35 protein-coding genes are annotated in these 23,840 nt (G+C 59.4%); 33 read left to right on the forward strand and 2 right to left on the reverse strand.

The window, feature by feature from the left end:
• The first annotated feature begins 177 nt into the window (after positions 1-177).
• The 29 genes from rpsJ to EA798_RS19280 all read left to right on the forward strand — a co-directional run bounded on the left by rpsJ (position 178) and on the right by EA798_RS19280 (position 15,521).
• Positions 178-489: a 30S ribosomal protein S10 gene (gene rpsJ, locus EA798_RS19140; RefSeq protein ID WP_003186070.1), complete on the forward strand. Its 312-nt coding sequence runs from the start codon at positions 178-180 to the stop codon at positions 487-489.
• A gap of 82 nt (positions 490-571) precedes the next feature.
• On the forward strand, positions 572-1,207 hold the full coding sequence (gene rplC / locus EA798_RS19145) for a 50S ribosomal protein L3 (protein WP_106155917.1): 636 nt from the start codon (positions 572-574) through the stop codon (positions 1,205-1,207).
• Positions 1,208-1,219: 12 nt separating this feature from the next.
• Positions 1,220-1,822, forward strand: coding sequence for a 50S ribosomal protein L4 (gene rplD, locus EA798_RS19150; protein WP_106155916.1), 603 nt, complete (start codon positions 1,220-1,222; stop codon positions 1,820-1,822).
• Entirely contained in the window at positions 1,819-2,118 is a 300-nt protein-coding gene (rplW, locus tag EA798_RS19155) for a 50S ribosomal protein L23 (RefSeq protein WP_003281842.1), read from the forward strand. Before rplD ends, rplW begins: the two co-directional genes overlap by 4 nt.
• A 14-nt stretch (positions 2,119-2,132) precedes the next feature.
• Positions 2,133-2,954 carry a 50S ribosomal protein L2 gene (gene rplB, locus EA798_RS19160; protein WP_106155915.1) on the forward strand — a complete coding sequence of 274 codons (822 nt, stop codon included), beginning with the start codon at positions 2,133-2,135 and terminating at the stop codon, positions 2,952-2,954.
• Between the two features lie 16 nt (positions 2,955-2,970).
• Positions 2,971-3,246 (forward strand): 30S ribosomal protein S19, encoded by a 276-nt coding sequence (gene rpsS / locus EA798_RS19165; protein ID WP_003293029.1) that lies wholly within the window; start codon positions 2,971-2,973, stop codon positions 3,244-3,246.
• A 13-nt stretch (positions 3,247-3,259) separates the two neighbouring features.
• Positions 3,260-3,592: a 50S ribosomal protein L22 gene (gene rplV / locus EA798_RS19170; RefSeq protein ID WP_003103908.1), complete on the forward strand. Its 333-nt coding sequence runs from the start codon at positions 3,260-3,262 to the stop codon at positions 3,590-3,592.
• 13 nt (positions 3,593-3,605) lie between these two features.
• Positions 3,606-4,292 (forward strand): 30S ribosomal protein S3, encoded by a 687-nt coding sequence (gene rpsC / locus EA798_RS19175; protein WP_003289210.1) that lies wholly within the window; start codon positions 3,606-3,608, stop codon positions 4,290-4,292.
• A 12-nt stretch (positions 4,293-4,304) separates the two neighbouring features.
• Positions 4,305-4,718: a 50S ribosomal protein L16 gene (gene rplP / locus EA798_RS19180; RefSeq protein ID WP_003281836.1), complete on the forward strand. Its 414-nt coding sequence runs from the start codon at positions 4,305-4,307 to the stop codon at positions 4,716-4,718.
• The gene (gene rpmC, locus EA798_RS19185) at positions 4,718-4,909 is read left to right on the forward strand and encodes a 50S ribosomal protein L29 (protein ID WP_003281834.1); all 192 of its coding nucleotides are present in this window, start codon (positions 4,718-4,720) and stop codon (positions 4,907-4,909) included. The genes rplP and rpmC overlap by 1 nt, the downstream gene beginning before the upstream one ends.
• Positions 4,910-4,911: 2 nt before the next feature.
• Positions 4,912-5,178, forward strand: coding sequence for a 30S ribosomal protein S17 (rpsQ, locus tag EA798_RS19190; protein ID WP_003293030.1), 267 nt, complete (start codon positions 4,912-4,914; stop codon positions 5,176-5,178).
• A gap of 23 nt (positions 5,179-5,201) precedes the next feature.
• Positions 5,202-5,570 (forward strand): 50S ribosomal protein L14, encoded by a 369-nt coding sequence (gene rplN / locus EA798_RS19195; protein WP_003281831.1) that lies wholly within the window; start codon positions 5,202-5,204, stop codon positions 5,568-5,570.
• A gap of 11 nt (positions 5,571-5,581) precedes the next feature.
• On the forward strand, positions 5,582-5,896 hold the full coding sequence (rplX, locus tag EA798_RS19200; RefSeq protein WP_003304067.1) for a 50S ribosomal protein L24: 315 nt from the start codon (positions 5,582-5,584) through the stop codon (positions 5,894-5,896).
• A gap of 19 nt (positions 5,897-5,915) precedes the next feature.
• The gene (gene rplE / locus EA798_RS19205; RefSeq protein WP_106155914.1) at positions 5,916-6,455 is read left to right on the forward strand and encodes a 50S ribosomal protein L5; all 540 of its coding nucleotides are present in this window, start codon (positions 5,916-5,918) and stop codon (positions 6,453-6,455) included.
• A gap of 13 nt (positions 6,456-6,468) precedes the next feature.
• The gene (gene rpsN / locus EA798_RS19210; RefSeq protein ID WP_015278287.1) at positions 6,469-6,774 is read left to right on the forward strand and encodes a 30S ribosomal protein S14; all 306 of its coding nucleotides are present in this window, start codon (positions 6,469-6,471) and stop codon (positions 6,772-6,774) included.
• 179 nt (positions 6,775-6,953) lie between these two features.
• Positions 6,954-7,346: a 30S ribosomal protein S8 gene (gene rpsH / locus EA798_RS19215; protein ID WP_003293036.1), complete on the forward strand. Its 393-nt coding sequence runs from the start codon at positions 6,954-6,956 to the stop codon at positions 7,344-7,346.
• A 12-nt stretch (positions 7,347-7,358) separates the two neighbouring features.
• Positions 7,359-7,892 (forward strand): 50S ribosomal protein L6, encoded by a 534-nt coding sequence (gene rplF, locus EA798_RS19220; protein WP_014821628.1) that lies wholly within the window; start codon positions 7,359-7,361, stop codon positions 7,890-7,892.
• Positions 7,893-7,902: 10 nt separating this feature from the next.
• A complete protein-coding gene (gene rplR, locus EA798_RS19225; RefSeq protein ID WP_003281822.1) occupies positions 7,903-8,253 on the forward strand; it encodes a 50S ribosomal protein L18 in 351 nt (116 codons plus the stop codon).
• Between the two features lie 3 nt (positions 8,254-8,256).
• A complete protein-coding gene (gene rpsE / locus EA798_RS19230) occupies positions 8,257-8,757 on the forward strand; it encodes a 30S ribosomal protein S5 (protein ID WP_003304059.1) in 501 nt (166 codons plus the stop codon).
• A gap of 2 nt (positions 8,758-8,759) precedes the next feature.
• On the forward strand, positions 8,760-8,939 hold the full coding sequence (gene rpmD / locus EA798_RS19235) for a 50S ribosomal protein L30 (RefSeq protein ID WP_003281818.1): 180 nt from the start codon (positions 8,760-8,762) through the stop codon (positions 8,937-8,939).
• A gap of 3 nt (positions 8,940-8,942) precedes the next feature.
• Entirely contained in the window at positions 8,943-9,377 is a 435-nt protein-coding gene (gene rplO, locus EA798_RS19240; RefSeq protein ID WP_003293041.1) for a 50S ribosomal protein L15, read from the forward strand.
• On the forward strand, positions 9,378-10,706 hold the full coding sequence (gene secY, locus EA798_RS19245; RefSeq protein WP_063544065.1) for a preprotein translocase subunit SecY: 1,329 nt from the start codon (positions 9,378-9,380) through the stop codon (positions 10,704-10,706).
• A 29-nt stretch (positions 10,707-10,735) separates the two neighbouring features.
• A complete protein-coding gene (gene rpmJ / locus EA798_RS19250; protein WP_003281814.1) occupies positions 10,736-10,852 on the forward strand; it encodes a 50S ribosomal protein L36 in 117 nt (38 codons plus the stop codon).
• 129 nt (positions 10,853-10,981) lie between these two features.
• Positions 10,982-11,338 carry a 30S ribosomal protein S13 gene (gene rpsM / locus EA798_RS19255; RefSeq protein ID WP_003289190.1) on the forward strand — a complete coding sequence of 119 codons (357 nt, stop codon included), beginning with the start codon at positions 10,982-10,984 and terminating at the stop codon, positions 11,336-11,338.
• A gap of 30 nt (positions 11,339-11,368) precedes the next feature.
• Positions 11,369-11,758, forward strand: a complete 390-nt coding sequence (gene rpsK / locus EA798_RS19260; RefSeq protein ID WP_003281811.1) for a 30S ribosomal protein S11 — start codon at positions 11,369-11,371, stop codon at positions 11,756-11,758.
• 17 nt (positions 11,759-11,775) lie between these two features.
• Complete coding sequence (gene rpsD / locus EA798_RS19265; RefSeq protein ID WP_003293044.1) at positions 11,776-12,396, forward strand: 30S ribosomal protein S4; 621 nt, start codon at positions 11,776-11,778, stop codon at positions 12,394-12,396.
• A gap of 22 nt (positions 12,397-12,418) precedes the next feature.
• Positions 12,419-13,420, forward strand: coding sequence for a DNA-directed RNA polymerase subunit alpha (locus EA798_RS19270; RefSeq protein ID WP_014821626.1), 1,002 nt, complete (start codon positions 12,419-12,421; stop codon positions 13,418-13,420).
• Positions 13,421-13,465: 45 nt separating this feature from the next.
• Positions 13,466-13,852 carry a 50S ribosomal protein L17 gene (gene rplQ, locus EA798_RS19275; protein ID WP_003304056.1) on the forward strand — a complete coding sequence of 129 codons (387 nt, stop codon included), beginning with the start codon at positions 13,466-13,468 and terminating at the stop codon, positions 13,850-13,852.
• A gap of 208 nt (positions 13,853-14,060) precedes the next feature.
• The gene (locus EA798_RS19280; RefSeq protein WP_122099986.1) at positions 14,061-15,521 is read left to right on the forward strand and encodes a catalase; all 1,461 of its coding nucleotides are present in this window, start codon (positions 14,061-14,063) and stop codon (positions 15,519-15,521) included.
• Between the two features lie 69 nt (positions 15,522-15,590).
• On the opposite strand, the gene EA798_RS19285 is transcribed toward EA798_RS19280, so the two are convergent.
• Complete coding sequence (locus tag EA798_RS19285) at positions 15,591-16,856, reverse strand: M14 family zinc carboxypeptidase (protein ID WP_122099987.1); 1,266 nt, start codon at positions 16,854-16,856, stop codon at positions 15,591-15,593.
• A 97-nt stretch (positions 16,857-16,953) separates the two neighbouring features.
• Positions 16,954-19,797, reverse strand: a complete 2,844-nt coding sequence (uvrA, locus tag EA798_RS19290) for an excinuclease ABC subunit UvrA (protein ID WP_106155911.1) — start codon at positions 19,795-19,797, stop codon at positions 16,954-16,956.
• 131 nt (positions 19,798-19,928) lie between these two features.
• Here uvrA and EA798_RS19295 point away from each other — a divergent pair, with 131 nt between their 5' ends.
• From EA798_RS19295 to EA798_RS19310, 4 genes are all read left to right on the forward strand, one after another.
• Positions 19,929-21,296 carry an MFS transporter gene (locus tag EA798_RS19295; protein ID WP_122099988.1) on the forward strand — a complete coding sequence of 456 codons (1,368 nt, stop codon included), beginning with the start codon at positions 19,929-19,931 and terminating at the stop codon, positions 21,294-21,296.
• A gap of 164 nt (positions 21,297-21,460) precedes the next feature.
• The gene (locus tag EA798_RS19300; protein ID WP_015278280.1) at positions 21,461-21,955 is read left to right on the forward strand and encodes a single-stranded DNA-binding protein; all 495 of its coding nucleotides are present in this window, start codon (positions 21,461-21,463) and stop codon (positions 21,953-21,955) included.
• 10 nt (positions 21,956-21,965) lie between these two features.
• The gene (locus EA798_RS19305; RefSeq protein WP_122099989.1) at positions 21,966-22,850 is read left to right on the forward strand and encodes a sugar nucleotide-binding protein; all 885 of its coding nucleotides are present in this window, start codon (positions 21,966-21,968) and stop codon (positions 22,848-22,850) included.
• Positions 22,843-23,772, forward strand: coding sequence for an NAD-dependent epimerase/dehydratase family protein (locus tag EA798_RS19310; protein WP_122099990.1), 930 nt, complete (start codon positions 22,843-22,845; stop codon positions 23,770-23,772). The genes EA798_RS19305 and EA798_RS19310 overlap by 8 nt, the downstream gene beginning before the upstream one ends.
• The last annotated feature ends 68 nt before the right edge of the window (positions 23,773-23,840 follow it).

Here is a 23,840-nt window from a genome sequence, read left to right on the forward strand (position 1 = left end):
GGCGTGGTTGCCAAGATCGTCGAGTAATAATTGACGATGATGAAAAAGGCCCCTTCGGGGGCCTTTTTCTATTGTTGATCATTTATTGACACCCTATGGGCGCATCCGTACAATTGCGCCTCCTTTTACCGGGGGTATTGCGCCTGGTAGGGTGGCTACTTGGAGTCTGAGGTCAAAATGCAAAACCAACAAATCCGTATTCGGTTGAAGGCTTTTGACCATCGCCTGATCGATCAATCAACCCAGGAAATCGTGGAAACCGCGAAACGTACTGGTGCTCAGGTGCGTGGTCCGATTCCGCTGCCAACCCGCAAAGAGCGGTTCACTGTGCTGGTTTCTCCGCACGTCAACAAAGACGCGCGCGATCAGTATGAAATTCGAACCCACAAGCGTGTGCTGGACATTGTTCAGCCGACCGACAAAACCGTCGATGCGCTGATGAAGCTCGATCTTGCGGCTGGTGTGGAAGTGCAGATCAGCCTCGGCTAAAACCTGAGAGTTTTAGTCGTGTAACGCTCTGAAATGGGCGGCCATAGCGGGTGAAAGCCCCGTACACTCAAGAGGTTTCAAAATGACTATTGGTGTAGTCGGTCGCAAATGCGGTATGACCCGCGTTTTCACCGAGGATGGTGTCTCTATTCCGGTTACGGTCATCGAGATCGAGCCGAATCGCGTCACTCAGTTCAAGAATGAAGAGAGCGATGGCTATCGTGCAGTGCAGGTCACTGTCGGCGAGCGTCGCGCGTCCCGTGTTACCAAGGCTCAGGCCGGTCACTTCGCTAAGGCGAATGTTGCTGCAGGTCGTGGCGTCTGGGAATTCCGCCTCGAAGGCGAGGAGTTCCAGGTTGGTGACCAGATCAATGCCGAGATTTTCCAGGCTGGACAGATGGTGGATGTCACCGGGCAGTCCAAGGGTAAAGGCTTTGCCGGTACCATCAAGCGCTGGAACTTCCGTGGTCAGGACAATACCCACGGTAACTCCGTATCCCACCGCGTCCCGGGCTCTATCGGTCAGTGCCAGACTCCAGGTCGTGTATTCAAGGGCAAGAAGATGTCCGGGCACATGGGCGCCGAGCGCGTAACCGTGCAGTCTCTGGAAATCGTGCGTGTCGATGCTGAGCGGAATCTGCTTTTGGTGAAGGGCGCAGTGCCCGGTGCCACTGGTGGTGACGTGCTCGTGCGTCCGGCCGCCAAGGCTCGCGGTTAAGGGGGAGTTCACATGCAATTGAATGTAAATGGCGCACAGGCCATCGAAGTCTCCGATCGCACCTTTGGTGGCGAGTTTAACGAGACGCTGGTGCACCAGGCAGTCGTCGCCTACATGGCTGGCGGTCGTCAGGGCAGCAAGCAGCAGAAGACCCGTTCCGATGTGTCCGGTGGTGGCAAGCGTCCGTGGCGCCAGAAGGGCACCGGTCGCGCTCGTGCTGGTACCAGTCGTGGTCCGATCTGGCGTGGCGGTGGTGTGACTTTTGCTGCTCGTCCGCAGAACCATGAGCAGAAGCTGAACAAGAAGATGTATCGCGCTGCGTTGCGTTCCATCCTTGCAGAGCTGGTTCGCTCCGAGCGTCTGGTTGTCGTAGAAGATTTCGCCGTCGACGCCCCGAAAACCAAGGTGCTTGCTAGCAAGCTCAATGGTATGGGTCTGAACGACGTGCTGATCGTTTCCGATGCTGTAGATCAGAACCTGTACCTGGCTGCGCGCAATCTGCCGCATGTCGATGTACGTGACGTCCAGGGTTCCGATCCGGTCAGCCTGATCGCCTATGACAAGGTGTTGATCACCGTGTCGGCTGTGAAGAAATTCGAGGAGCTGCTGGGATGAACCAGGAACGCGTATTCAAAGTCCTGCTTGGTCCGCACGTCTCTGAGAAGGCTACCGTGCTGGCTGACAGCAAGAAGCAATTCGTTTTCAAGGTTGCGACCGACGCAACCAAGCTGGAAATCAAGAAGGCTGTCGAGAGCCTGTTCGACGTGAAGGTCGCCGCCGTCAACACCCTGAACGTTCAGGGCAAGACCAAGCGCACCGCTCGCGGTCTGGGCAAGCGCAACGACTGGAAGAAGGCGTATATCGCTCTTCAGCCGGGCCAGGATCTCGATTTCTCCGGCAGTGCTGAGTAAGGAAGGGGTGCATCATGGCAATCGTTAAATGCAAACCGACTTCCGCGGGCCGCCGTTTTGTGGTCAAGGTGGTCAATCAGGAGCTGCATAAAGGCGCTCCGTACGCACCGCTGCTCGAGAAGAAGTCGAAGACCGGTGGCCGTAACAACAACGGTCGCATTACCACTCGTCATATTGGCGGTGGTCACAAGCAGCACTATCGTCTGGTCGATTTTCGTCGCAACAAGGATGGCATTCCTGCCATCGTCGAGCGTATCGAATACGATCCGAACCGTACTGCACACATCGCGCTGCTGAAGTATGCCGACGGTGAGCGTCGCTACATCATCGCGCCAAAAGGCGTAAGCGCTGGCGATCAGCTGGTTTCGGGCGTCAACGCTCCGATCAAGGCTGGTAACAGTCTGCCGCTGCGCAATATCCCGCTGGGTTCTACCGTTCACGGTGTCGAGCTCAAGCCGGGCAAGGGTGCTCAGATCGCTCGCTCTGCTGGTGCTTCGGCTCAGCTGGTCGCTCGTGAGGGTTCCTACGTGACGCTGCGTCTGCGCTCCGGCGAGATGCGTAAAGTGTTGGCCGAGTGCCGTGCCACGCTGGGCGAAGTCTCGAACTCCGAGCACAGCCTGCGTTCGCTGGGCAAGGCTGGCGCCAAGCGCTGGAAGGGCATTCGTCCTACCGTTCGTGGTGTCGCGATGAACCCGGTCGATCACCCACACGGTGGTGGTGAAGGTCGTACCTCCGGTGGTCGTCATCCGGTGTCGCCATGGGGCTTCCCGACTAAGGGCGCGAAGACCCGCACTAACAAGCGCACCGATAACATGATCGTCCGTCGTCGCAAGTAACTAGAGGGATACGACAGTGCCGCGTTCTCTGAAAAAAGGTCCTTTTATCGATCTTCACCTACTGAAGAAGGTCGAAGCGGCGGTGGAAAAGAATGATCGCAAGCCGGTTAAAACCTGGTCGCGTCGTTCGATGATCCTGCCGCAAATGGTCGGTCTGACCATCGCTGTACATAACGGTCGTCAGCATGTCCCGGTCCTCGTGTCCGAAGACATGGTCGGCCATAAACTCGGCGAGTTCGCTGCTACCCGCACCTATCGCGGGCATGTGGCGGACAAGAAAGGCAAGCGCTAAGGGGTAAGGAAAGATGGAAGTAGCCGCTAAGTTGTCGGGCGCTCGCATCTCCGCCCAGAAAGCCCGCCTGGTCGCCGACCAGATCCGCGGGAAGAAGGTGGGCGAAGCGCTCAACCTCCTGGCTTTCAGCAGCAAGAAAGCCGCCGAGATCATGAAGAAAGTGCTGGAGTCGGCCGTAGCCAACGCCGAGCACAACGAAGGCGCTGATGTGGACGACCTGAAGGTTTCCACCGTCTTCGTCAACGAGGGGCGTTCGCTTAAGCGCATCATGCCGCGTGCCAAAGGCCGCGCTGATCGCATCGTCAAGCGGTCTTGCCATATCACTGTCAAGGTTGCGGACAAGTAACGGAGTCGATCAGATGGGTCAGAAAGTACATCCCACTGGCATTCGCCTGGGAATCGTCAAGGAGCACACCTCCGTCTGGTACGCAGACGGCCGTACGTATGCAGACTATCTGCTTGCAGATCTGAACGTGCGTGAGTACCTCCAAGACAAACTAAAAAGCGCGTCCGTAAGCCGTATCGATATCCATCGCCCGGCTCAAACCGCACGCATCACCATCCACACCGCTCGTCCCGGCATCGTGATCGGCAAGAAAGGTGAAGATGTTGAGAAGCTGCGTCAGGACCTGACCAAGCAAATGGGTGTGCCGGTGCACATCAACATCGAAGAGATCCGCAAGCCGGAGCTCGACGCCATGCTGGTTGCACAGAGCGTAGCTCAGCAGCTGGAGCGCCGCGTAATGTTCCGTCGTGCCATGAAGCGCGCCGTGCAGAACGCCATGCGTATTGGTGCCAAGGGCATCAAAATCCAGGTCAGTGGTCGTCTGGGTGGGGCTGAAATTGCCCGTACCGAGTGGTATCGCGAAGGTCGTGTGCCTCTGCACACCCTGCGTGCCGATATCGATTACAACACTTACGAAGCGCACACCACTTACGGTGTGATCGGCGTGAAGGTGTGGATCTTCAAAGGCGAAGTGATTGGTGGTCGCCATGAAGAGCTCAAGCCTCAAGCGCCTGCTCCTCGTAAAAAAGCTGCTAAGTAAGGGGTACGCCAAATGTTGCAACCCAAGCGTACAAAATTCCGCAAGCAGATGACCGGCCACAACCGTGGTCTGGCTCAGCGCGGTAGCAAGGTCAGCTTCGGCGAGTTCGCGCTGAAGTCTGTTTCCCGTGGTCGTCTGACCGCGCGCCAGATCGAGGCTGCACGTCGTGCGCTCACTCGTCACGTAAAGCGTGGCGGCAAGATCTGGATCCGCGTGTTCCCCGACAAGCCCGTTACCAAGAAGCCCCTCGAAGTTCGTATGGGTAAAGGTAAGGGTAGCGTCGAGTACTGGGTAGCCCAGATTCAGCCGGGCAAGGTGCTCTACGAGATCGAGGGTGTTTCCGAAGAGCTGGCGCGTGAGGCTTTCGCCTTGGCCGCTGCAAAGCTGCCGCTCGCCACCTCCTTTGTTAAGCGGACGGTGATGTGATGAAAGCGAATGAACTTCGTGAAAAATCCGTTGAGCAGCTGAACGAGCAACTGCTCGAGCTGCTGCGGGACCAGTTCAATCTGCGCATGCAGAAGGCGACTGGCCAGTTGGGGCAGTCTCACCTGCTCTCGCAAGTCAAGCGCGACATCGCTCGTGTCAAGACTGTGCTCAACCAGCAGGCAGGTAAGTGATCATGGCTGAAGCTCAGAAAACCGTCCGCACGCTGACCGGCCGCGTCGTCAGCGACAAGATGGACAAGACCATCACCGTTCTGATCGAGCGTCGCGTCAAGCACCCGATCTACGGTAAATACGTGAAGCGTTCGACCAAACTGCACGCCCACGACGAAACCAACCAGTGCCGTATCGGCGACAAGGTCACCATCCGCGAGACTCGTCCGCTGGCAAAGACCAAGTCCTGGATGCTGGTTGACGTCGTTGAACGCGCCGTCGAAGTCTAAGGGCTAGGGGTCGGAGAAATTATATGATTCAGACTCAATCCATGCTCGATGTGGCTGATAACAGTGGCGCTCGTCGCGTCATGTGTATCAAGGTGCTCGGCGGTTCCCACCGCCGTTACGCCGGCATCGGCGACATTATCAAGGTAACCGTCAAGGAAGCGATTCCTCGTGGCAAGGTCAAGAAAGGCCAGGTGATGACTGCTGTTGTGGTTCGCACCCGTCACGGCGTTCGTCGTCCCGATGGCTCCATCATTCGCTTCGATGGCAATGCTGCTGTTCTGCTGAACAACAAGCAGGAGCCTATCGGCACCCGTATCTTTGGGCCAGTGACGCGTGAGCTTCGTACCGAGAAGTTCATGAAGATCGTCTCGCTCGCCCCTGAAGTGCTGTAAGGAGTAGCCGCATGCAAAAGATTCGTCGCAACGACGAGATCATCGTCATCGCCGGCAAAGACAAAGGCAAGCGCGGTAAGGTGCTCAAGGTTCTCGCTGACGACCGTCTGGTCGTTGGCGGGATCAACCTGGTCAAGCGCCATACCAAGCCGAACCCGATGTCCGGCGTTCAGGGCGGTATCGTCGAGAAAGAGGCGCCTTTGCACGTCTCTAACGTCGCCATTTTCAACGGCGAGACCAACAAGGCAGACCGCGTTGGCTTCAAGGTTGAAGAAGGCAAGAAAATTCGTGTCTTCAAGTCGACCCAGAAGCCGGTTGACGCTTGAGACTGCTAGGTAGATAACCATGGCACGACTAAAAGAAGTTTATCGGAAGGAAATCGCGCCGAAGCTGATGCAAGAACTTCAGCTCAAGAACGTGATGGAAGTTCCGCGCATTACCAAGATCACCCTCAACATGGGTATCGGCGAAGCGATCGGTGACAAGAAGATCATCGACAATGCGGTTGCCGATCTGGAAAAGATCACTGGTCAGAAAGTTGTAGTGACCCACGCTCGCAAGTCCATCGCAGGCTTCAAGGTCCGCGAAGGCTGGCCGATTGGCGTCAAGGTCACCCTGCGCAGCGATCGTATGTACGAGTTCCTGGATCGCCTGCTTTCGATCTCCCTGCCGCGCGTACGTGATTTCCGTGGCCTGAATGCCAAGTCCTTTGATGGTCGTGGCAACTACAGCATGGGTGTGAAAGAGCAGATCATTTTCCCGGAAATCGATTACGACAAGATCGATGCCCTGCGTGGTCTGGATATCACTCTGACCACCACTGCTCGGACGGATGAAGAGGGTCGCGCTCTGCTGCGTGCCTTCAACTTCCCGTTCCGTAACTGATTGGAGTAGGCACATGGCTAAGCAAAGCATGAAGAACCGTGAGCTGAAGCGTCAGCAAACGGTTGCCAAGTTCGCCCAGAAGCGTGCTGCGCTGAAGGCTATCATCGCCAGCCCGGAATCCACTCCGGAAGCGCGTTGGGAAGCCCAGGTCGCACTGCAGAAGCAGCCACGTGACGCAAGCGCTTCGCGCCTGCGTAACCGCTGCCGTCTGACCGGTCGTCCGCACGGCGTTTATCGCAAGTTCGGTCTCTCGCGCAACATGCTGCGTCAGGCTGCAATGCGTGGTGACGTACCGGGTCTGGTCAAGGCCAGCTGGTAATAAGCTAACAGGACCTTCGGGTCCTGTTTGTTTTTCGATCAAGCCCCTTATGGGGCTTGATTCGTTTATGGCAACGCTCTAGAATGCCCGGCTCGCCTGAGCCTCGAATTTCGCAGGCTTGCCCGTTGGCGACACGAGCCGTTTAAGGCTTATTTTTTTGTATTAGGAGCTAAGAGCCCATGAGTATGCAGGACCCGTTAGCGGACATGCTAACTCGTATCCGTAATGCCCAGATGGCCGAAAAGTCCGTCGTAAGCATGCCGTCTTCCACGCTGAAGGTGGCTGTAGCCAACGTTCTTCAAGGTGAAGGCTATATCGCGGGATACCAGGTCAGTGGCGACGCCAAGCCGCAGCTGTCCATCGAGCTGAAGTACTTCGAAGGCCGTCCGGTCATCGAGGAGCTGAAGCGCGTAAGCCGTCCTGGCCTTCGCCAGTACAAATCCGTTGATCAGTTGCCGAAAGTGCGCGGTGGTCTGGGTGTGTCGATTGTCTCCACCAACAAGGGTGTGATGACTGATCGTGCTGCTCGGGCTGCCGGCGTTGGCGGCGAAGTGCTTTGCACTGTGTTCTAAGGGGGGATAAGCATGTCTCGCGTTGCTAAGAACCCCGTCAAGCTGCCTGCTGGCGTCGAAATCAAGATGTCCGGTCAGCAGCTTTCGGTGAAGGGCGCAAAAGGCGCTCTCGAACTGAATGTCCACCCGTCCGTGGAAGTCATCCAGGAATCTGGTGAGCTGCGTTTCGCTGGTCGTAATGGCGATCAGCAGACCCGTGCTATGGCCGGCACCACGCGTGCTCTGGTCAACAACATGGTGATCGGCGTCAGCCAAGGCTTCGAGCGTAAGCTTCAGCTGGTTGGTGTTGGTTACAAGGCGCAAGCCAAAGGTCAAGTGCTGTCCCTGGCTCTCGGTTTCTCGCATCCGGTGGATTATGAACTGCCGCAAGGCGTTACCGCTGAGACCCCCAGCCAGACCGATATCCTGATCAAGGGTGTCGACAAGCAACTGGTCGGTCAGGTGGCTGCTGAGATCCGCGATTTCCGTCGTCCTGAGCCTTACAAGGGCAAAGGCGTGCGGTACTCGGATGAAGTAGTCCGTCGCAAAGAAGCTAAGAAGAAGTAGGGCATAGCAAATGAGCGTAAAGAAAGAAACTCGTCTGCGTCGCGCTCGCAAGGCACGCCTGAAGATGCGCGAGCTGGAAACCGTACGCCTTTGCGTGTACCGCTCTTCCCAGCACATCTACGCCCAGGTCCTTTCGGCCGACGGCGGCAAGGTCCTGGCCAGCGCCTCGACTCTGGACAAAGAACTGCGTGACGCTGCCACCGGCAACGTCGACGCTGCCAAGAAAGTCGGTCAGCTGGTCGCTGAGCGTGCGAAAGCCGCAGGTGTCACTCAGGTGGCGTTCGACCGTTCTGGCTTCAAGTACCACGGTCGTGTGAAGGCACTGGCTGATGCTGCTCGTGAAGGCGGGCTGGAGTTCTAAGTTATGGCAAATAACGAGCAAAAGCGCGACGAAGGCTACATCGAGAAGCTGGTTCAAGTTAACCGCGTCGCAAAAACTGTTAAGGGTGGTCGTATCTTCACCTTCACCGCGCTGACCGTAGTGGGTGATGGCAAGGGTCGCGTCGGCTTCGGTCGTGGCAAGTCCCGTGAGGTTCCGGCTGCTATTCAGAAGGCCATGGAAGCGGCTCGCCGCAACATGATTCAGGTCGATCTGAATGGTACTACTTTGCAGTACGCCACCAAGGCTGCGCATGGCGCGTCCAAGGTATACATGCAGCCTGCTTCTGAAGGTACCGGCGTTATCGCTGGTGGTGCCATGCGCGCCATCCTGGAAGTCGCTGGCGTGCAGAACGTCCTGGCCAAGTGCTACGGCTCTACCAACCCGGTCAACGTGGTTCACGCCACCTTCAAGGGTTTGAAAGCGATGCAGTCGCCTGAGTCGATCGCTGCCAAGCGCGGCAAGAGCGTCGAGGAGATTTCCTGATCATGGCTAACACCGTCAAGGTCACGCTGATCAAGAGTGTCAGCGGTCGTATCCCCAATCACAAGCTGTGCGTCAAGGGCCTGGGTCTGCGTCGCATTGGTCATACTGTCGAGGTTCAGGATACCCCTGAGAATCGCGGCATGATCAACAAGGCTTATTACATGCTCCGTGTGGAGGGCTAAGCCATGCAACTGAACGATCTGCGTTCTGCGCCGGGTGCCCGTCGCGAAAAGCTGCGTCCCGGTCGTGGTATCGGTAGCGGCCTGGGCAAGACCGGTGGCCGTGGTCACAAGGGTCAGACTTCCCGTTCCGGTGGCAAGATTGCTCCCGGCTTCGAGGGCGGTCAGCAGCCTCTGCATCGTCGTCTGCCGAAGTTCGGCTTCGTTTCGCTGAAAGCCATGGATCGCGCCGAAGTGCGTACTTCCGAGCTGGCCAAGGTGGAAGGCGACGTTGTCACTGTGCAAAGCCTGAAGGACGCCAACGTCATCAACCAGAACGTGCAGCGCGTGAAAATCATGCTGTCGGGCGAGGTTGGTCGCGCGGTTACTCTCAAGGGTATCGCAGCCACCAAGGGTGCGCGTGCGGCTATCGAAGCAGCTGGCGGCAAGTTCGAGGAATAAATGGCTAAGCAAGGTGCTCTCTCCGCGCTGAGTAATGGTGGTCTGTCCGAACTCTGGGCTCGTCTGCGCTTTCTGTTCATGGCGATCATCGTCTATCGGATTGGCGCGCACATCCCGGTTCCCGGGATCAATCCCGATCGGCTGGCTGAGCTGTTTCGTCAGAACGAAGGGACCATCCTTAGCTTGTTCAATATGTTTTCCGGCGGTGCGCTGGAGCGCATGAGCATTTTTGCACTGGGGATCATGCCGTACATTTCGGCCTCGATCATCATGCAGCTCATGACTGCTGTCAGCCCACAGCTGGAGCAGTTGAAGAAGGAAGGTGAGGCCGGGCGGCGCAAGATCAGTCAGTACACGCGTTATGGAACGCTGGTATTGGCGATCGTGCAGGCTGTCGGGATGTCGGTCGGTCTAGCTGGGCAGGGTGTCGCGTTCAGCAATGATTTCGGCTTCTACTTCGTGGCCATCACTACCTTCGTTTCCGGCGCGATGTTCATGATGTGGCTGGGTGAGCAGATCACCGAGCGTGGGGTTGGCAACGGTATTTCGATGCTGATCTTCGCGGGTATCGTCGCCGGCTTGCCGGGAGCGCTCGGTCAGTCGTTCGAATCCGCTCGCCAGGGTGACATCAACATCATCGCCTTGCTGGCTGTCGGGCTGCTGGCTGTTGCGATCATCGGGTTCGTGGTTTTTATCGAGCGGGGCCAGCGTCGTATCGCCGTGCACTACGCGAAGCGTCAGCAGGGTCGTAAGGTGTTTGCTGCGCAGACCAGCCACTTGCCTTTGAAGGTGAATATGGCGGGTGTGATCCCGGCTATTTTCGCCAGCAGCATCCTGTTGTTCCCTGCCTCTCTGGGGCAGTGGTTCGGCCAGTCCGAGAGCATGGGGTGGTTGGCTGATATCTCGCAGGCAATCGCTCCCGGTCAGCCGTTGAACATCTTGCTGTTCAGTGCTGGGATCATTTTCTTCTGCTTCTTCTATACGGCATTGATGTTCAATCCGAAAGATGTCGCGGAGAACCTGAAGAAGTCCGGTGCGTTTATTCCTGGGATTCGTCCTGGCGAGCAGTCGGCGCGCTACATCGATGGCGTGCTGACCCGTTTGACCATGTTCGGCGCCCTGTACATGACGGCCGTCTGCCTGCTTCCGCAGTTCCTTGTGGTCGCGGCCAATGTGCCGTTCTACCTTGGTGGGACCTCGTTGCTGATCGTTGTTGTGGTTGTCATGGACTTCATGTCGCAAGTGCAATCACACCTCATGTCGCACCAGTACGATTCCCTGATGAAGAAAGCCAACCTGAAGGGCTACGGCAGCGGAATGCTCCGCTGAGGTGGTTCGTAAGGTTCTAGGAGTTGGTGATGAAAGTTCGTGCATCGGTTAAAAAGCTGTGCCGTAACTGCAAGATCATCCGTCGCGACGGTGTCGTGCGCGTGATCTGCAGCGCAGAACCGCGTCACAAGCAGCGCCAAGGCTGATTGTGTAAGGCGTTATAACCCGGCAGCTAGTGCGCTGCCGGGTTGAATATTTGTTATTACAGCGTTAATATCTCGCGCCCTTTTCTTGGCTTCCGGGGCGTAGGTAGCTGTCAATTGGAGTTTCACTGAATGGCCCGTATTGCAGGCGTCAACATTCCGGATAACAAGCACACTGTTATCTCGCTGACCTACATCTACGGTGTTGGTCGCACCCGTGCGCAGGAAATCTGTGCCGCTACCGGTGTGAATCCGGCAGCAAAGATCAAGGATCTTTCCGACGAGCAGGTCGAACTGCTGCGTGGCGAAGTCGGCAAGTTCATCGTTGAAGGCGACCTGCGTCGCGAAGTCAACATGAAAATCAAGCGCTTGATGGACCTGGGTTGCTATCGCGGCCTGCGTCATCGTCGTGGTCTGCCGGTTCGCGGTCAGCGTACCAAGACCAACGCACGTACCCGTAAGGGCCCGCGCAAGCCGATCCGCAAGTAATCGCGTTAGCGAATCGACAGGAATTTAGTCATGGCAAAACCTGCTGCTCGTCCTCGTAAAAAAGTCAAAAAGACAGTGGTTGATGGGATCGCCCATATCCACGCGTCTTTCAACAACACCATCGTGACCATCACCGATCGTCAGGGCAATGCATTGTCCTGGGCTACTTCCGGTGGTTCCGGTTTCCGCGGCTCGCGTAAGAGCACTCCGTTTGCTGCCCAGATCGCTGCAGAGCGCGCTGGCCAGGCTGCTCTGGAGTATGGCCTGAAGAACCTCGACGTGAACGTCAAGGGCCCAGGTCCGGGTCGTGAGTCCGCCGTGCGTGCTTTGAACGCATGTGGTTATAAAATCGCCAGCATCACCGACGTGACGCCTATCCCGCATAACGGGTGCCGTCCGCCGAAGAAGCGCCGCGTGTAATCAGGAGACAGTGAAGAATGGCTCGTTATATTGGTCCCAAGTGCAAACTGTCTCGTCGTGAAGGCACCGATCTCTTCCTGAAGAGTGGTGCGCGCGCGCTCGAATCCAAGTGCAACATCGAAACTCCGCCAGGTGTTCATGGCCAGCGCCGTGGCCGTCTGTCCGACTATGGCACCCAGCTGCGTGAAAAGCAGAAAGTGCGCCGCATCTACGGTGTGCTGGAGCGTCAGTTCAGCGGTTACTACAAGGAAGCTGCCAGCCGTAAGGGCGCTACCGGCGAGAACCTGCTGCAACTGCTCGAGTGCCGTCTGGACAACGTCGTGTATCGCATGGGCTTCGGTTCCACGCGTGCCGAATCGCGTCAGCTGGTTTCTCACAAGTCGATCAGCGTCAACGGTCAGACCGTGAACATCCCGTCGTACCAGGTCAAGGCCGGTGACGTAGTGGCTGTTCGTGAGAAGTGCCGTAACCAGCTGCGTATCGCCCAGGCCCTCGAACTGTGCGCTCAGCGCGGTCGCGTTGAATGGGTCGAAGTAGATGCCGACAAGAAATCCGGTGTTTTCAAGAATGTTCCGGCTCGCAGCGATCTGTCCGCCGACATCAACGAAAACCTGATTGTCGAGCTCTACTCCAAGTAAGGGCTAGAAAATAGGTGTATCCATGCAGAGTTCGGTAAATGAGTTCCTGACCCCCCGCCATATCGATGTGCAGGTGGTCAGTCCGACCCGTGCCAAGATCACTCTCGAGCCCCTCGAGCGTGGTTTTGGCCACACCCTGGGCAACGCGCTGCGTCGTATCCTGTTGTCCTCCATGCCCGGCTGCGCTGTGGTCGAGGCTGAGATCGACGGTGTGCTCCACGAGTACAGCGCCATCGAGGGCGTGCAGGAAGATGTCATCGAAATCCTGCTCAACCTCAAAGGTATCGCCATCAAGCTGCACGGCCGTGATGAAGTGACCTTGAGCCTGGTGAAGAAGGGCGCGGGCGCTGTTACCGCTGCCGATATCCAGCTGGATCACGATGTCGAAATCGTCAATGGCGATCACCTGATCGCCAATCTGGCGGCCAACGGCTCGCTCAACATGAAGCTCAAGGTCGCTCGCGGCCGCGGATACGAGCCTGCTGATGCGCGTCAGAGTGATGAAGACGAAAGCCGTAGCATCGGCCGTCTGCAGCTCGACGCCACTTTCAGCCCGGTTCGTCGCGTGGCTTACGTGGTCGAGAATGCTCGTGTCGAGCAGCGCACCAACCTGGACAAACTGGTCATTGACCTGGAAACCAACGGCACCCTGGATCCCGAAGAGGCGATCCGTCGTGCAGCGACCATCCTGCAACAGCAACTGGCTGCGTTCGTCGACCTCAAGGGCGACAGCGAGCCGGTTGTAATCGAGCAGGAAGACGAGATCGATCCGATCCTGTTGCGTCCGGTTGATGACCTGGAGCTGACCGTACGTTCGGCCAACTGCCTGAAGGCGGAAAACATCTACTACATTGGTGATCTGATTCAGCGCACCGAAGTAGAGCTGTTGAAGACGCCGAATCTGGGCAAGAAGTCCCTGACTGAGATCAAGGACGTTCTGGCTTCGCGTGGTTTGTCCCTCGGTATGCGTCTGGATAACTGGCCGCCGGCAAGTCTCAAGAAGGACGATAAGGCCACTGCCTGATCGCCCCCAGTAACCGAACTGAACGTTTGGTAAGGAATTTCAATCATGCGTCATCGTAAAAGTGGCCGTCACCTGAGCCGCACCAGCGCCCACCGCAAGGCCATGTTCCAGAACATGGCGGTGTCGCTGTTCGAGCACGAACTGATCAAGACCACCCTGCCCAAGGCCAAGGAACTGCGTCGCGTCGCCGAGCCGCTGATCACCCTGGCCAAGGAAGACAGCGTCGCCAACCGTCGTCTGGCTTTCGACCGTACTCGTTCGAAGGCTGCCGTAGGCAAGCTGTTCAACGATCTGGGCAAGCGTTACGCCACCCGTCAGGGCGGCTATCTGCGTATCCTCAAGTGCGGTTTCCGCGCTGGTGACAACGCACCTATGGCTTACGTCGAGCTGGTTGACCGTCCGGTCACTGGTGAAGTGGAAGCCGCCGAGTAAGATCGGTAGCAGTAATTAAGAACCGAGCCCTTGGGCTCGGTTTTTTTATGTCTCAAGAACCGCTCCATCGAAGTCTGAGAGACTGGCTCTATAAGGGGCGTTGATCTTCATCATTGGTCGCCGTTGCGCTTGATTCCTATGATGGCATTCGACCAGCAGGTACTCACCGAGACCCTGGAAGCCTATTGAATGCCAAGGAGTCGCAACCATGACTGACAAGCCGAAGCTGACAACCGTTGCTGGTGCACCGGTTTCCGAGAATCAGAACTCCATGACTGCGGGCCGTCGCGGTCCGATGCTGCTCCAGGACGTATGGTTTCTGGAGAAGCTCGCCCATTTCGATCGGGAAGTCATTCCGGAGCGACGCATGCATGCGAAGGGGTCGGGCGCTTTCGGAGAATTCGTCGTCACCCATGACATTACCCGTTACACCAAAGCCAAGCTGTTTTCCGAGATTGGCAAACGCACTCCCTTGTTTGCGCGCTTTTCCACCGTCGCAGGCGAGCGGGGCGCCGCCGATGCCGAGCGCGACATTCGTGGTTACGCCCTGAAGTTCTATACCGAGCAAGGCAACTGGGACATGGTGGGCAACAATACCCCTGTGTTCTTTTTCCGCGATCCGCTGAAATTTCCTGACCTCAATCACGCGGTAAAACGTGACCCGCGCACCAACATGCGCAGCGCGAACAACAACTGGGACTTCTGGACCGGGCTGCCCGAAGCCTTGCATCAGATTACCTATGTCATGGGCGATCGCGGCATTCCGGCGTCTTATCGCCATATGCACGGTTTCGGTTCGCACACCTACAGCTTCATCAGTCCGAACAACGAGCGTTTCTGGGTGAAGTTTCACTTCCGGACCCAGCAGGGCATCAAGAATCTCACCGATGCCGAGGCGGCAGCCATCGTTGCCAATGACCGGGAGAGTTCGCAGCGCGATCTGTTCGAGGCTATCGAGCGTGGTGAATACCCGCGCTGGACGATGTATGTGCAGGTGATGCCGGAGGTCGAGGCGGCGAAGGTGCCTTACCATCCGTTCGACCTGACGAAGGTCTGGCCGCATGCCGACTATCCGCTGATCGAGGTCGGCTACTACGAGCTCAACCGCAATCCCGACAACTACTTCCAAGATGTCGAGCAGGCCGCATTCACACCGGCGAATGTCGTTCCGGGCATCAGCTTCTCTCCGGACCGGATGCTGCAGGGCCGTCTGTTCTCCTACGGAGATGCGCAACGCTACCGGTTGGGGGTCAATCACCACCAGATTCCGGTCAATGCTCCGCGATGCCCGGTCCACAGCTACCATCGCGATGGCGCCATGCGCGTGGATGGCAATCAGGGCGGTCGCCTGCATTACGAGCCGAACACCTACGGCGAGTGGCAGGAACAGCCTGACTTCAGCGAGCCGCCGCTGGCTCTCGAGGGCGCAGCGGATCGTCACGACTTCCGTGCCGATGACGACGATTACTTTACTCAACCGGGCAACCTGTTCCGCTTGATGGGGGGCGATGAACAGCAGAGGTTGTTCGAAAACACCGCTCGGTCGATGCAGGGAGTGGAGCGTCACATCAAGATCCGCCACATCCGCCACTGCCTGAAGGCTGATCCGGCCTACGGAGCAGGCATTGCTGCCGCGCTGGATATTCCGCTGTCGGACGTCCCGGCATAAGCGAATCGCGGTATCCGCAACACCGAAAAGCCCGCAGCGAGTGCTGCGGGCTTTCTTGTTCCTTCAGCGCTACTCGTGGGGATTGCTCAGCGGCTTGTCGCTCTGCTGTCCGGGTGGCAGAAGGCGATCGGCCTCTGCCGGATCGATAGCCATCAGGCTGCCATCGGCAGTCGCTACAAGTACGGCCTCAAGCATTTCACGCACATTGTTGCGCAGCATGCCGACCGACTTCTGGCCGCGACTGTTCAATCCACCGATTTCCATGAGCACGCTGCCGCCCAATGGGCCAGTTTCGCCAGCCGCCAGTCGCTCTGTTCCCAGCAGGCCGTAGGCGTTTCGGGCAATGCCTGGATCGCCGCCTCCGCGGCGGACATCACCGTTGGGGTGCTCATGGTAGTAGTTGGTGATTTCCATGAAGCCAAGCTGCAGGGAGCGCTGCTTCATCACGATTGCCAGCTGTTTCGACAGCGCTACTGCTTCCGGCGCGACCTCCGGGTGGGTTGGCCAGGTGATGGAGCCGGTCACCTGACGTCCGGGGCGATTCACCTCAGGGTCGACATCGTCGAGTACCACGGCGGGGTTCTGGTTGTGGACATCCACCAGCCAGATGGGGCGGTAACGGTCGTAGATGCCGCGCACCGCTACCGCTTCAGGAACCGGGTTCTGCCCAGGATTGAAGTGACGCTCACTGGCCAGGCCTGGATTGCAGCGAATCTGCGTGCTTTCGCTCCAGTCCGTCCAATGGTAGCGGTTGATGTCATAGCTCCAGCGACGCTGGCCGTCGGCCAAGCTGTAGGCCGTCACGTTGGCGCCCAGGCGCTGATCTAGCTTGGCGGGATCCAGGGTGCCGTCGTCACGCAGGCAGTCTGCGCTGGTTTGCGGCGCGCTGAAGTCCATGTTGCCGCGGCTGAAGCGCTCCGCCCCGTCCGGGTTGACCCGCGGTACGATCAATACCTGCAGATTGTCCAACACCCGCCGCGACAGCGCGCCACCCGAAGCGAGACGTTGAATCAGGTTGACTGCAGCTTCGGTGCCGTGAGGTTCATTGCCGTGCTGTTGGGTGATGATCATCACCGCGGGTTTGTCCGCATTACCCAGCCTGGCGAGCCAGATGGGGCGGCCCTCATTGCTGCTGCCGGCCTGTTCCAGGCGCAGCGCATCGGGGAAGCGGCGCGACATGGCGCTGAGCTGATCGTACAGCTGTTGATTGCTCATGAACGCCTCGAGCGAGACATTCTGCTTATCCGTGATCCAAGGGCCGTTGGGTTGAACCGCGGTGGCAAGGCCGGGTAACAGGCCGACGCCAACCAGGCAGGCAGCAAGCGCAATACGCATGAGGAATTCTCCTTATCAGGCTGGGATGTCCCGCCCAACTGCCCGGCGGGGTCCGCAGTGGACCCCGTTGCGCTTGCGCTTGTTGCCGAAGCCGAGATCAACCCGCCGAGCGGTCGCGTTCGAGCAAGGGTTTGAGGAAGTGCCCGGTATGCGACTGTTCCATGCCTGCCACTTCTTCCGGCGTACCGGTAGCGATGATCTGGCCGCCCTTGGAGCCACCTTCCGGCCCCAGATCCACCAGCCAGTCAGCGGTCTTGATCACATCCAGATTGTGCTCGATGACAACGACGGTGTTGCCGTGGTCGCGCAGGCGATGCAGCACGTCGAGCAGTTGCTGGATGTCGGCGAAATGCAGGCCGGTGGTGGGTTCGTCGAGAATGTACAGGGTCTTGCCGGTATCGCGCTTGGAGAGCTCGCGAGACAGCTTGACCCGCTGCGCTTCACCGCCGGACAAGGTCGTCGCGCTCTGCCCCAGCTTGATGTAGGACAGCCCCACATCCATCAGGGTCTGTAGCTTGCGGGCAACGGCTGGTACGGGGTCGAAGAATTCGCGAGCCTCCTCGATGGTCATATCGAGCACCTCGGTGATGCTCTTGCCCTTGTACTTCACCTCCAGCGTTTCGCGGTTATAGCGCTTGCCCTTGCAGACATCGCAAGGCACGTAGATGTCCGGCAGAAAGTGCATCTCCACCTTGATCACGCCGTCGCCCTGGCACGCTTCGCAGCGGCCGCCCTTGACGTTGAAGGAGAAGCGACCCGGGCCATAGCCGCGGGAGCGTGCTTCCGGCACGCCGGCGAACAGTTCGCGAATCGGCGTGAACAGGCCGGTGTAGGTTGCCGGGTTGGAACGTGGGGTGCGGCCGATGGGGCTCTGGTCGATGTCCACCACCTTGTCCAGGTGTTGCAGACCGTCGAAGCTGTCGTGCGGGGCCACCTCAAGCGTTGTCGCACCGTTTAGCGCGGTGGCCGTAATCGGGAACAGCGTGTTGTTGATCAGCGTTGACTTGCCCGAGCCGGAAACGCCAGTGATGCAGGTGAGCAGGCCGACCGGAATCTCCAGATCGACATTGCGCAGGTTGTTGCCACGTGCGCCCTTGAGCTTGAGCAGCTTCTTCGGATCGCGGCGGGTGCGCTCTGGCGGGTAGTTGATCTTCACCCGGCCAGAGAGGTACTTGCCTGTCAGCGAGTCCGGGTGCGCCATCACTTCGTCAGGTGTGCCTTCAGCGACGATGCGCCCGCCGTGCACACCGGCCCCTGGGCCGATATCCACCACGTAGTCGGCGAGGCGAATCGCGTCCTCGTCATGCTCGACCACGATCACTGTGTTACCGATATCGCGCAGGTGACGCAGGGTGCCGAGCAGGCGCTCGTTGTCGCGTTGATGCAGGCCGATCGAGGGCTCGTCGAGGATGTACATCACGCCGACCAGGCCGGCACCGATCTGGCTGGCCAGGCGTATGCGCTGGGCTTCCCCGCCGGACAGGGTGTCGGCGCTGCGGTCGAGGGTCAGGTAGTCGAGGCCGACGTTGACCAGAAACTGCAGACGCTCGCGGATTTCCTTGAGAATCTTGTCGGCGATCTCGCCGCGCCGGCCGCTGAGCGAGAGTCCGCCGAAATAATCGGTGGCGTCACCGATGGGCATAGCCGTGACCGCCGGCAAGGTTCTGTCACCGACCCATACGTGGCGGGCCTCGCGGCGCAGGCGGGTGCCGCGACAGTCCGGGCAGGGCTGGGTGCTGAGGTACTTGGCGAGCTCTTCGCGCACCGAATTGGATTCGGTTTCGCGGTAGCGGCGTTCCAGATTGGGAATGATGCCTTCGAAGGGGTGCGAGCGCTTGACGATATCGCCGCGGTCGTTGAGGTAGCGAAACTCGACGTTCTCGCGTCCGCTACCGCGCAGGATGGACTTCTGGTGATCGGCCGCCAGCGAGTCGAAAGGCTCGTCGAGACTGAAGCCGTAATGCGATGCCAGGGAGCCGAGCATCTGGAAATAATAGACGTTGCGCCGGTCCCAGCCGCGAATGGCGCCTTCGGCCAGGGTCAGCTCGCCATTGACCAGGCGCTTGGCGTCGAAGAACTGCTTCACGCCCAGGCCGTCACAGGTCGGGCAGGCGCCAGCCGGGTTGTTGAAGGAGAACAGCTTGGGTTCAAGCTCGCTGATCGAGTGGCCGCAGATCGGGCAGGCGAAGCGCGCGGAGAAGATCATCTCCTCGCTTTCATCGTCCTCTTCCATGGAAGCAACCAGGGCGATGCCATCGGCCAGTTTGAGCGCCGTTTCGAAGGACTCGGCCAGGCGTTGCTGCAGGTCACTGCGGACCTTGAAGCGGTCGACCACCACATCGATCGAGTGCTTCTTCTGCTTATCGAGCTTGGGTAGCTCGTCCAGTTCGTACAGCCGCCCATTGACGCGAGCACGCACGAAGCCCTGGGCGCGCAGCTCGTCAAACACGGCCAGATGCTCGCCCTTGCGCTCGCGGATAACCGGCGCCAGCAGCATCAGCTTGCGGCCTTCCGGCAGCGCCAGTACCTGATCGACCATCTGGCTGACCGTCTGCGCTTCCAGCGGCGCATCGTGATCCGGGCAGCGTGGCGTGCCGACCCGGGCATAGAGCAGACGCAGGTAATCGTAGATCTCGGTGATGGTGCCGACAGTGGAGCGCGGGTTGTGCGACGTCGATTTCTGTTCGATGGAGATCGCCGGGGAGAGCCCTTCGATAGTGTCGACATCGGGCTTTTCCATCATCGAGAGGAACTGCCGGGCATAGGCCGAAAGCGATTCGACGTAACGGCGCTGGCCTTCGGCATACAGCGTGTCGAAGGCCAGCGAGGACTTGCCGGAGCCGGAGAGGCCAGTGATGACGATCAGCTTGTCGCGCGGCAGGGTAAGGTCGATGTTCTTCAGGTTGTGGGTGCGGGCCCCACGAATCAGAATCTTGTCCAAAACAGCCTCGCGTGGCGGGCGGAAACCCGAAAGTATACGGCCGGGGTGATGGTCGCGGCAAAACCGCGCGCCTGTGCCGAACAGGGTTGGGCTGCTAGAATCGCCGCCGGTTCATACAAGCGAGACCCTCCATGCAGGACCCTTACAGCGAGCGCATGAGCGCCAGCGAAAAACGCGCAGCTTCCGGGCTGGCTCTGGTTTTCGCTTTTCGCATGCTCGGCATGTTCATGGTTTTGCCTGTGCTGGCAACCTACGGCATGGACCTGGAGGGCGCTACGCCGACCCTTATCGGTCTTGCGATAGGTGCCTATGGTTTGACCCAGGCGCTGCTGCAAATTCCCTTCGGCATCCTTTCCGATCGTATTGGTCGCCTGCCAATCATCTATTTCGGCTTACTGATCTTCGCCGCCGGCGCCGTGCTGGCGGCGATGTCGGACAGCATCTGGGGCGTAGTGGCCGGGCGCATTCTGCAAGGTGCCGGGGCGATTTCTGCTGCGGTCATGGCGCTGCTCTCGGACCTCACCCGCGAACAGCATCGGACCAAGGCGATGGCGCTGATCGGCGTGAGCATCGGTTTCTCGTTCGCCGTGGCAATGATCGTCGGGCCATTGCTGACCCGCGCGTTCGGACTGTCCGGGTTGTTCTGGGTGACCGCCGGGATGGCGGTGCTGGGTGGCGTGATCGTTGCTGTGCTGCCGAAGGCCGAGGCCCACGTGCGCCATCGTGAGTCGGGCGTCGCCAAGCAGGCGCTCGGTCTGACGCTGCGCCATCCTGATCTGCTGCGCCTGGATTTCAGTATTCTGGCGCTGCACGCGATCCTGATGGCCAGCTTCGTTGCGCTGCCGCTGGCACTGGTGGAGCAGGGCGCATTGCCCAAGGAGGAGCATTGGTGGGTCTATCTCACGGCACTGCTGGTGGGCTTCTTCGGCATGATTCCCTTCATTATTTATGGCGAGAAGAAGCGACAGATGCGCCGCGTGCTGTTGGGCGCGGTCACTGCGTTGCTGCTTTGCGAGCTGTTCTTCTGGTGGTTCGGTAACGGGCTCTGGATGTTGGTTGTCGGCATGGTGGGCTTCTTCATCGCGTTCAATCTGCTGGAAGCGTCACTGCCCTCATTGATCAGCAAGGTCGCGCCGGCCGGCGGCAAGGGCACCGCGATGGGGGTCTACTCTACCAGCCAGTTCCTCGGTGCCGGTCTCGGTGGCGTGCTGGGTGGCATGCTCTATCAGCAGGGCGGGCTGGCGCTGGTGTTCGCTGGCTGCGCTGCGCTCTGCGCGCTGTGGTTCGTGGTGGCCTTCAGCATGCGTGAGCCCCCCTATGTGACCAGCTTGCGTTTGCCGTTATCCAGCGGTGCGCTGGCCAACAGCGGGCTTGGTGATGACCTGTTGCGGGTGGCGGGCGTCAGCGATGTGCTGATCGTCATCGAAGAGGCTGCGGCGTACATCAAGGTCGATACTCAGCAGCTGGATCGAGAAGCGCTGGATCGTCTCGTCGCTTGAAACCGTACGCTTGCCCGGACGGGTGAGGAAGCCGGCGCAACTTGACGGTGCGTCGGTTGGTTGTCAGGGGTGGCTGAGGTAAGATTCGCGGTCATCGGGTTTGCTGGTAGCAGGACCGCCATCGGCGAGCCCATTTAATTTCAATGTTCCAAGAGGAGTTACCCATGGCCAGAGGGGTGAATAAAGTCATCTTGATCGGCAATGTCGGCGGCGACCCGGAAACCCGCTACATGCCCAATGGCAATGCGGTGACCAACATCACGCTGGCAACCACCGATAGCTGGAAGGACAAGCAGACCGGCCAGCTCCAGGAACGTACCGAGTGGCACCGCGTGGTGCTCTTCGGCAAGGTCGCGGAGATCGCCGGCGAGTACCTGCGCAAGGGTTCGCAGTGCTATATCGAAGGCCGTCTGCAGACCCGTGAGTGGGAGAAGGACGGCGTCAAGCGCTACACCACCGAAATTGTCGTTGACATGAACGGCAGCATGCAGCTGCTCGGTGGCCGTGGCGGCAGTTCCGACGATGCCCCGCGTCAAGCTCGTCCGCAGCAGCGCGAGCCGCAACAGGCACCGCGTCAGCAGGCTCAGCCGCAGCAGCCGGCTGCACGGCAACAGCCGGCACCGGACTACGACAGCTTCGACGACGACATCCCCTTCTAGAGTTCTCTGAATGCGAATGCGCCTGATGCTGTTGGGCGGCGGCAATGCCCTGGGCCAGGCGCTCATCCGCCTCGGCGCCGAGGAAGACATCGGCTTTCTCGCGCCGCGCCCGCCCGCCCAGGGCTGGGATGCCGCCAGTCTCACCCAGTTGCTCGACGACAACCGTCCGGATGTCGTCGTCAACCTTGCCTACTACTACGACTGGTTCCAGAGCGGGCAGCCCAACGAACCGGCGCTCGCGGCTCAGGAGCGCGCTGTGGAGCGGCTTGCCGAGCTGTGCCAGCACCACGATTTCGTTCTCCTGCAGCCGTCGAGCTACCGCGTGTTTGATGGCGCGCGCACCACGGCCTACAGCGAGAAGGACGAAGTCGCGCCGCTGGATGCGCGGGGCAGGGCGCTCTGGCGCATCGAGCAGAGCGTGCGTGCGCTGTGCCCGCGTCATGTGCTGTTGCGTTTCGGCTGGCTGCTCGACGACAGTCGTGACGGTGTGCTGGGGCGTGTACTGCAACGGCTGGAGCAGAGCGAGGCGATACTGCTGGCGGACGATCGCCGTGGCAATCCGACGCCGGTGGATGACGCTGCGAGAGTCATTCTTGCAGTGCTCAAGCAGCTCGATTGCCAGGCCCCGTTGTGGGGTACCTACCATTACGGCGGGCACGAAGCCTCGACGCCGTTGCTGGTCGCGCAGGCGCTGCTTGGCGAGGCCGCCAAGTATCGCGATGTGACGACCGCCAAACTGACGCCGGTCGCTCACGCCGACTGTTCGGATGCCGCGGCTGAGCCGCAGCACGGCGTGTTGGCCTGCAAGAAGATATTCACCACCTTCGGCATCAAGCCGCGTGCCTGGCGCACGGGGCTGCCGAGTCTGCTGGAGCGCTACTACCGCCATGGTTGATGCCCCGATTCTGGTGACCGGCGGTGCCGGGTTCATAGGCTCCAATCTGGTCGATGCGCTGCTGGTACGCGGTTACGCCGTTCGAGTGCTGGATAACCTCTCCACTGGCAAGCGTGAAAACCTGCCACAGGATGAGCGCGTCGAACTGATCGTCGGTGATGTCGCCGACGCCGAATGCGTGCGTCGCTCGGTGCAGGGTTGTCGCGCCGTGGTGCATCTGGCCGCGGTGGCCTCAGTGCAGGCGTCCGTGGATGATCCGCTCGGTACGCATCAGAGTAATCTGATCGGCACGCTCAATCTGTGCGAAGCGATGCGCGAGGCAGGCGTGAAGCGAGTGGTGTTTGCCTCGAGCGCGGCGGTCTATGGCAACAACGGCGAAGGTCAGTCCATCGACGAAGACACCGCGAAGGCGCCGCTAACCCCCTACGCCGCGGACAAGCTGGCCAGTGAGCACTACCTGGATTTCTATCGGCGCCAGCATGGGCTGGAGCCGGTGATCTTCCGCTTCTTCAATGTGTATGGCCCTCGGCAGGACCCGTCGTCGCCCTATTCCGGGGTGATCAGCATCTTTACCGAGCGGGCGCAGAAGGGGCAGCCGATTGCGGTGTTCGGCGATGGGGAGCAGACGCGGGATTTCATCTATGTAGGGGATCTGGTCGAGGTGCTGGTGCAGGCACTCGAAGCTGCGGATGCGCCGGAAGGGGCGGTGAACGTGGGGCTCAACAAGGCGACGTCGTTGAACCAGCTGCTCGACGCGATTGGCGATGTGCTGGGCGGTCTGCCCGAGGTTAGCTACCAGGCGGCGCGCTCGGGAGACATTCGTCATTCGCGGGCGAACAATGCGCGACTGGTGCAGCGCTACCGCCTGCCAGAACCACCGACCAGCATGCGCGAAGGGCTGGCCCGTTTATTGGGGAAGTAAGCGAAACCAAAAATACAAAAGGCGCCATTGGCGCCTTTTGTCTGTCTACGATTCGATTGGGCCGATTC

This window comes from Pseudomonas songnenensis, assembly GCF_003696315.1.
GTDB classification, from domain to species: Bacteria; Pseudomonadota; Gammaproteobacteria; order Pseudomonadales; family Pseudomonadaceae; genus Stutzerimonas; species Stutzerimonas songnenensis.

Bases quoted from the DNA above. Each gene is read 5' to 3' on its own strand.
- rpsJ (WP_003186070.1), top strand. From the start codon at position 178: ATGCAAAACCAACAAATCCGTATTCGGTTGAAGGCTTTTGACCATCGC.
- rplC (WP_106155917.1), top strand. From the start codon at position 572: ATGACTATTGGTGTAGTCGGTCGCAAATGCGGTATGACCCGCGTTTTC.
- rplD (WP_106155916.1), top strand. From the start codon at position 1,220: ATGCAATTGAATGTAAATGGCGCACAGGCCATCGAAGTCTCCGATCGC.
- rplW (WP_003281842.1), top strand. From the start codon at position 1,819: ATGAACCAGGAACGCGTATTCAAAGTCCTGCTTGGTCCGCACGTCTCT.
- rplB (WP_106155915.1), top strand. From the start codon at position 2,133: ATGGCAATCGTTAAATGCAAACCGACTTCCGCGGGCCGCCGTTTTGTG.
- rplV (WP_003103908.1), top strand. From the start codon at position 3,260: ATGGAAGTAGCCGCTAAGTTGTCGGGCGCTCGCATCTCCGCCCAGAAA.
- rpsC (WP_003289210.1), top strand. From the start codon at position 3,606: ATGGGTCAGAAAGTACATCCCACTGGCATTCGCCTGGGAATCGTCAAG.
- rplP (WP_003281836.1), top strand. From the start codon at position 4,305: ATGTTGCAACCCAAGCGTACAAAATTCCGCAAGCAGATGACCGGCCAC.
- rpmC (WP_003281834.1), top strand. From the start codon at position 4,718: ATGAAAGCGAATGAACTTCGTGAAAAATCCGTTGAGCAGCTGAACGAG.
- rpsQ (WP_003293030.1), top strand. From the start codon at position 4,912: ATGGCTGAAGCTCAGAAAACCGTCCGCACGCTGACCGGCCGCGTCGTC.
- rplN (WP_003281831.1), top strand. From the start codon at position 5,202: ATGATTCAGACTCAATCCATGCTCGATGTGGCTGATAACAGTGGCGCT.
- rplX (WP_003304067.1), top strand. From the start codon at position 5,582: ATGCAAAAGATTCGTCGCAACGACGAGATCATCGTCATCGCCGGCAAA.
- rplE (WP_106155914.1), top strand. From the start codon at position 5,916: ATGGCACGACTAAAAGAAGTTTATCGGAAGGAAATCGCGCCGAAGCTG.
- rpsN (WP_015278287.1), top strand. From the start codon at position 6,469: ATGGCTAAGCAAAGCATGAAGAACCGTGAGCTGAAGCGTCAGCAAACG.
- rpsH (WP_003293036.1), top strand. From the start codon at position 6,954: ATGAGTATGCAGGACCCGTTAGCGGACATGCTAACTCGTATCCGTAAT.
- rplF (WP_014821628.1), top strand. From the start codon at position 7,359: ATGTCTCGCGTTGCTAAGAACCCCGTCAAGCTGCCTGCTGGCGTCGAA.
- rplR (WP_003281822.1), top strand. From the start codon at position 7,903: ATGAGCGTAAAGAAAGAAACTCGTCTGCGTCGCGCTCGCAAGGCACGC.
- rpsE (WP_003304059.1), top strand. From the start codon at position 8,257: ATGGCAAATAACGAGCAAAAGCGCGACGAAGGCTACATCGAGAAGCTG.
- rpmD (WP_003281818.1), top strand. From the start codon at position 8,760: ATGGCTAACACCGTCAAGGTCACGCTGATCAAGAGTGTCAGCGGTCGT.
- rplO (WP_003293041.1), top strand. From the start codon at position 8,943: ATGCAACTGAACGATCTGCGTTCTGCGCCGGGTGCCCGTCGCGAAAAG.
- secY (WP_063544065.1), top strand. From the start codon at position 9,378: ATGGCTAAGCAAGGTGCTCTCTCCGCGCTGAGTAATGGTGGTCTGTCC.
- rpmJ (WP_003281814.1), top strand. From the start codon at position 10,736: ATGAAAGTTCGTGCATCGGTTAAAAAGCTGTGCCGTAACTGCAAGATC.
- rpsM (WP_003289190.1), top strand. From the start codon at position 10,982: ATGGCCCGTATTGCAGGCGTCAACATTCCGGATAACAAGCACACTGTT.
- rpsK (WP_003281811.1), top strand. From the start codon at position 11,369: ATGGCAAAACCTGCTGCTCGTCCTCGTAAAAAAGTCAAAAAGACAGTG.
- rpsD (WP_003293044.1), top strand. From the start codon at position 11,776: ATGGCTCGTTATATTGGTCCCAAGTGCAAACTGTCTCGTCGTGAAGGC.
- EA798_RS19270 (WP_014821626.1), top strand. From the start codon at position 12,419: ATGCAGAGTTCGGTAAATGAGTTCCTGACCCCCCGCCATATCGATGTG.
- rplQ (WP_003304056.1), top strand. From the start codon at position 13,466: ATGCGTCATCGTAAAAGTGGCCGTCACCTGAGCCGCACCAGCGCCCAC.
- EA798_RS19280 (WP_122099986.1), top strand. From the start codon at position 14,061: ATGACTGACAAGCCGAAGCTGACAACCGTTGCTGGTGCACCGGTTTCC.
- EA798_RS19285 (WP_122099987.1), bottom strand. From the start codon at position 16,856: ATGCGTATTGCGCTTGCTGCCTGCCTGGTTGGCGTCGGCCTGTTACCC.
- EA798_RS19295 (WP_122099988.1), top strand. From the start codon at position 19,929: ATGCAGGACCCTTACAGCGAGCGCATGAGCGCCAGCGAAAAACGCGCA.
- EA798_RS19300 (WP_015278280.1), top strand. From the start codon at position 21,461: ATGGCCAGAGGGGTGAATAAAGTCATCTTGATCGGCAATGTCGGCGGC.
- EA798_RS19305 (WP_122099989.1), top strand. From the start codon at position 21,966: ATGCGAATGCGCCTGATGCTGTTGGGCGGCGGCAATGCCCTGGGCCAG.
- EA798_RS19310 (WP_122099990.1), top strand. From the start codon at position 22,843: ATGGTTGATGCCCCGATTCTGGTGACCGGCGGTGCCGGGTTCATAGGC.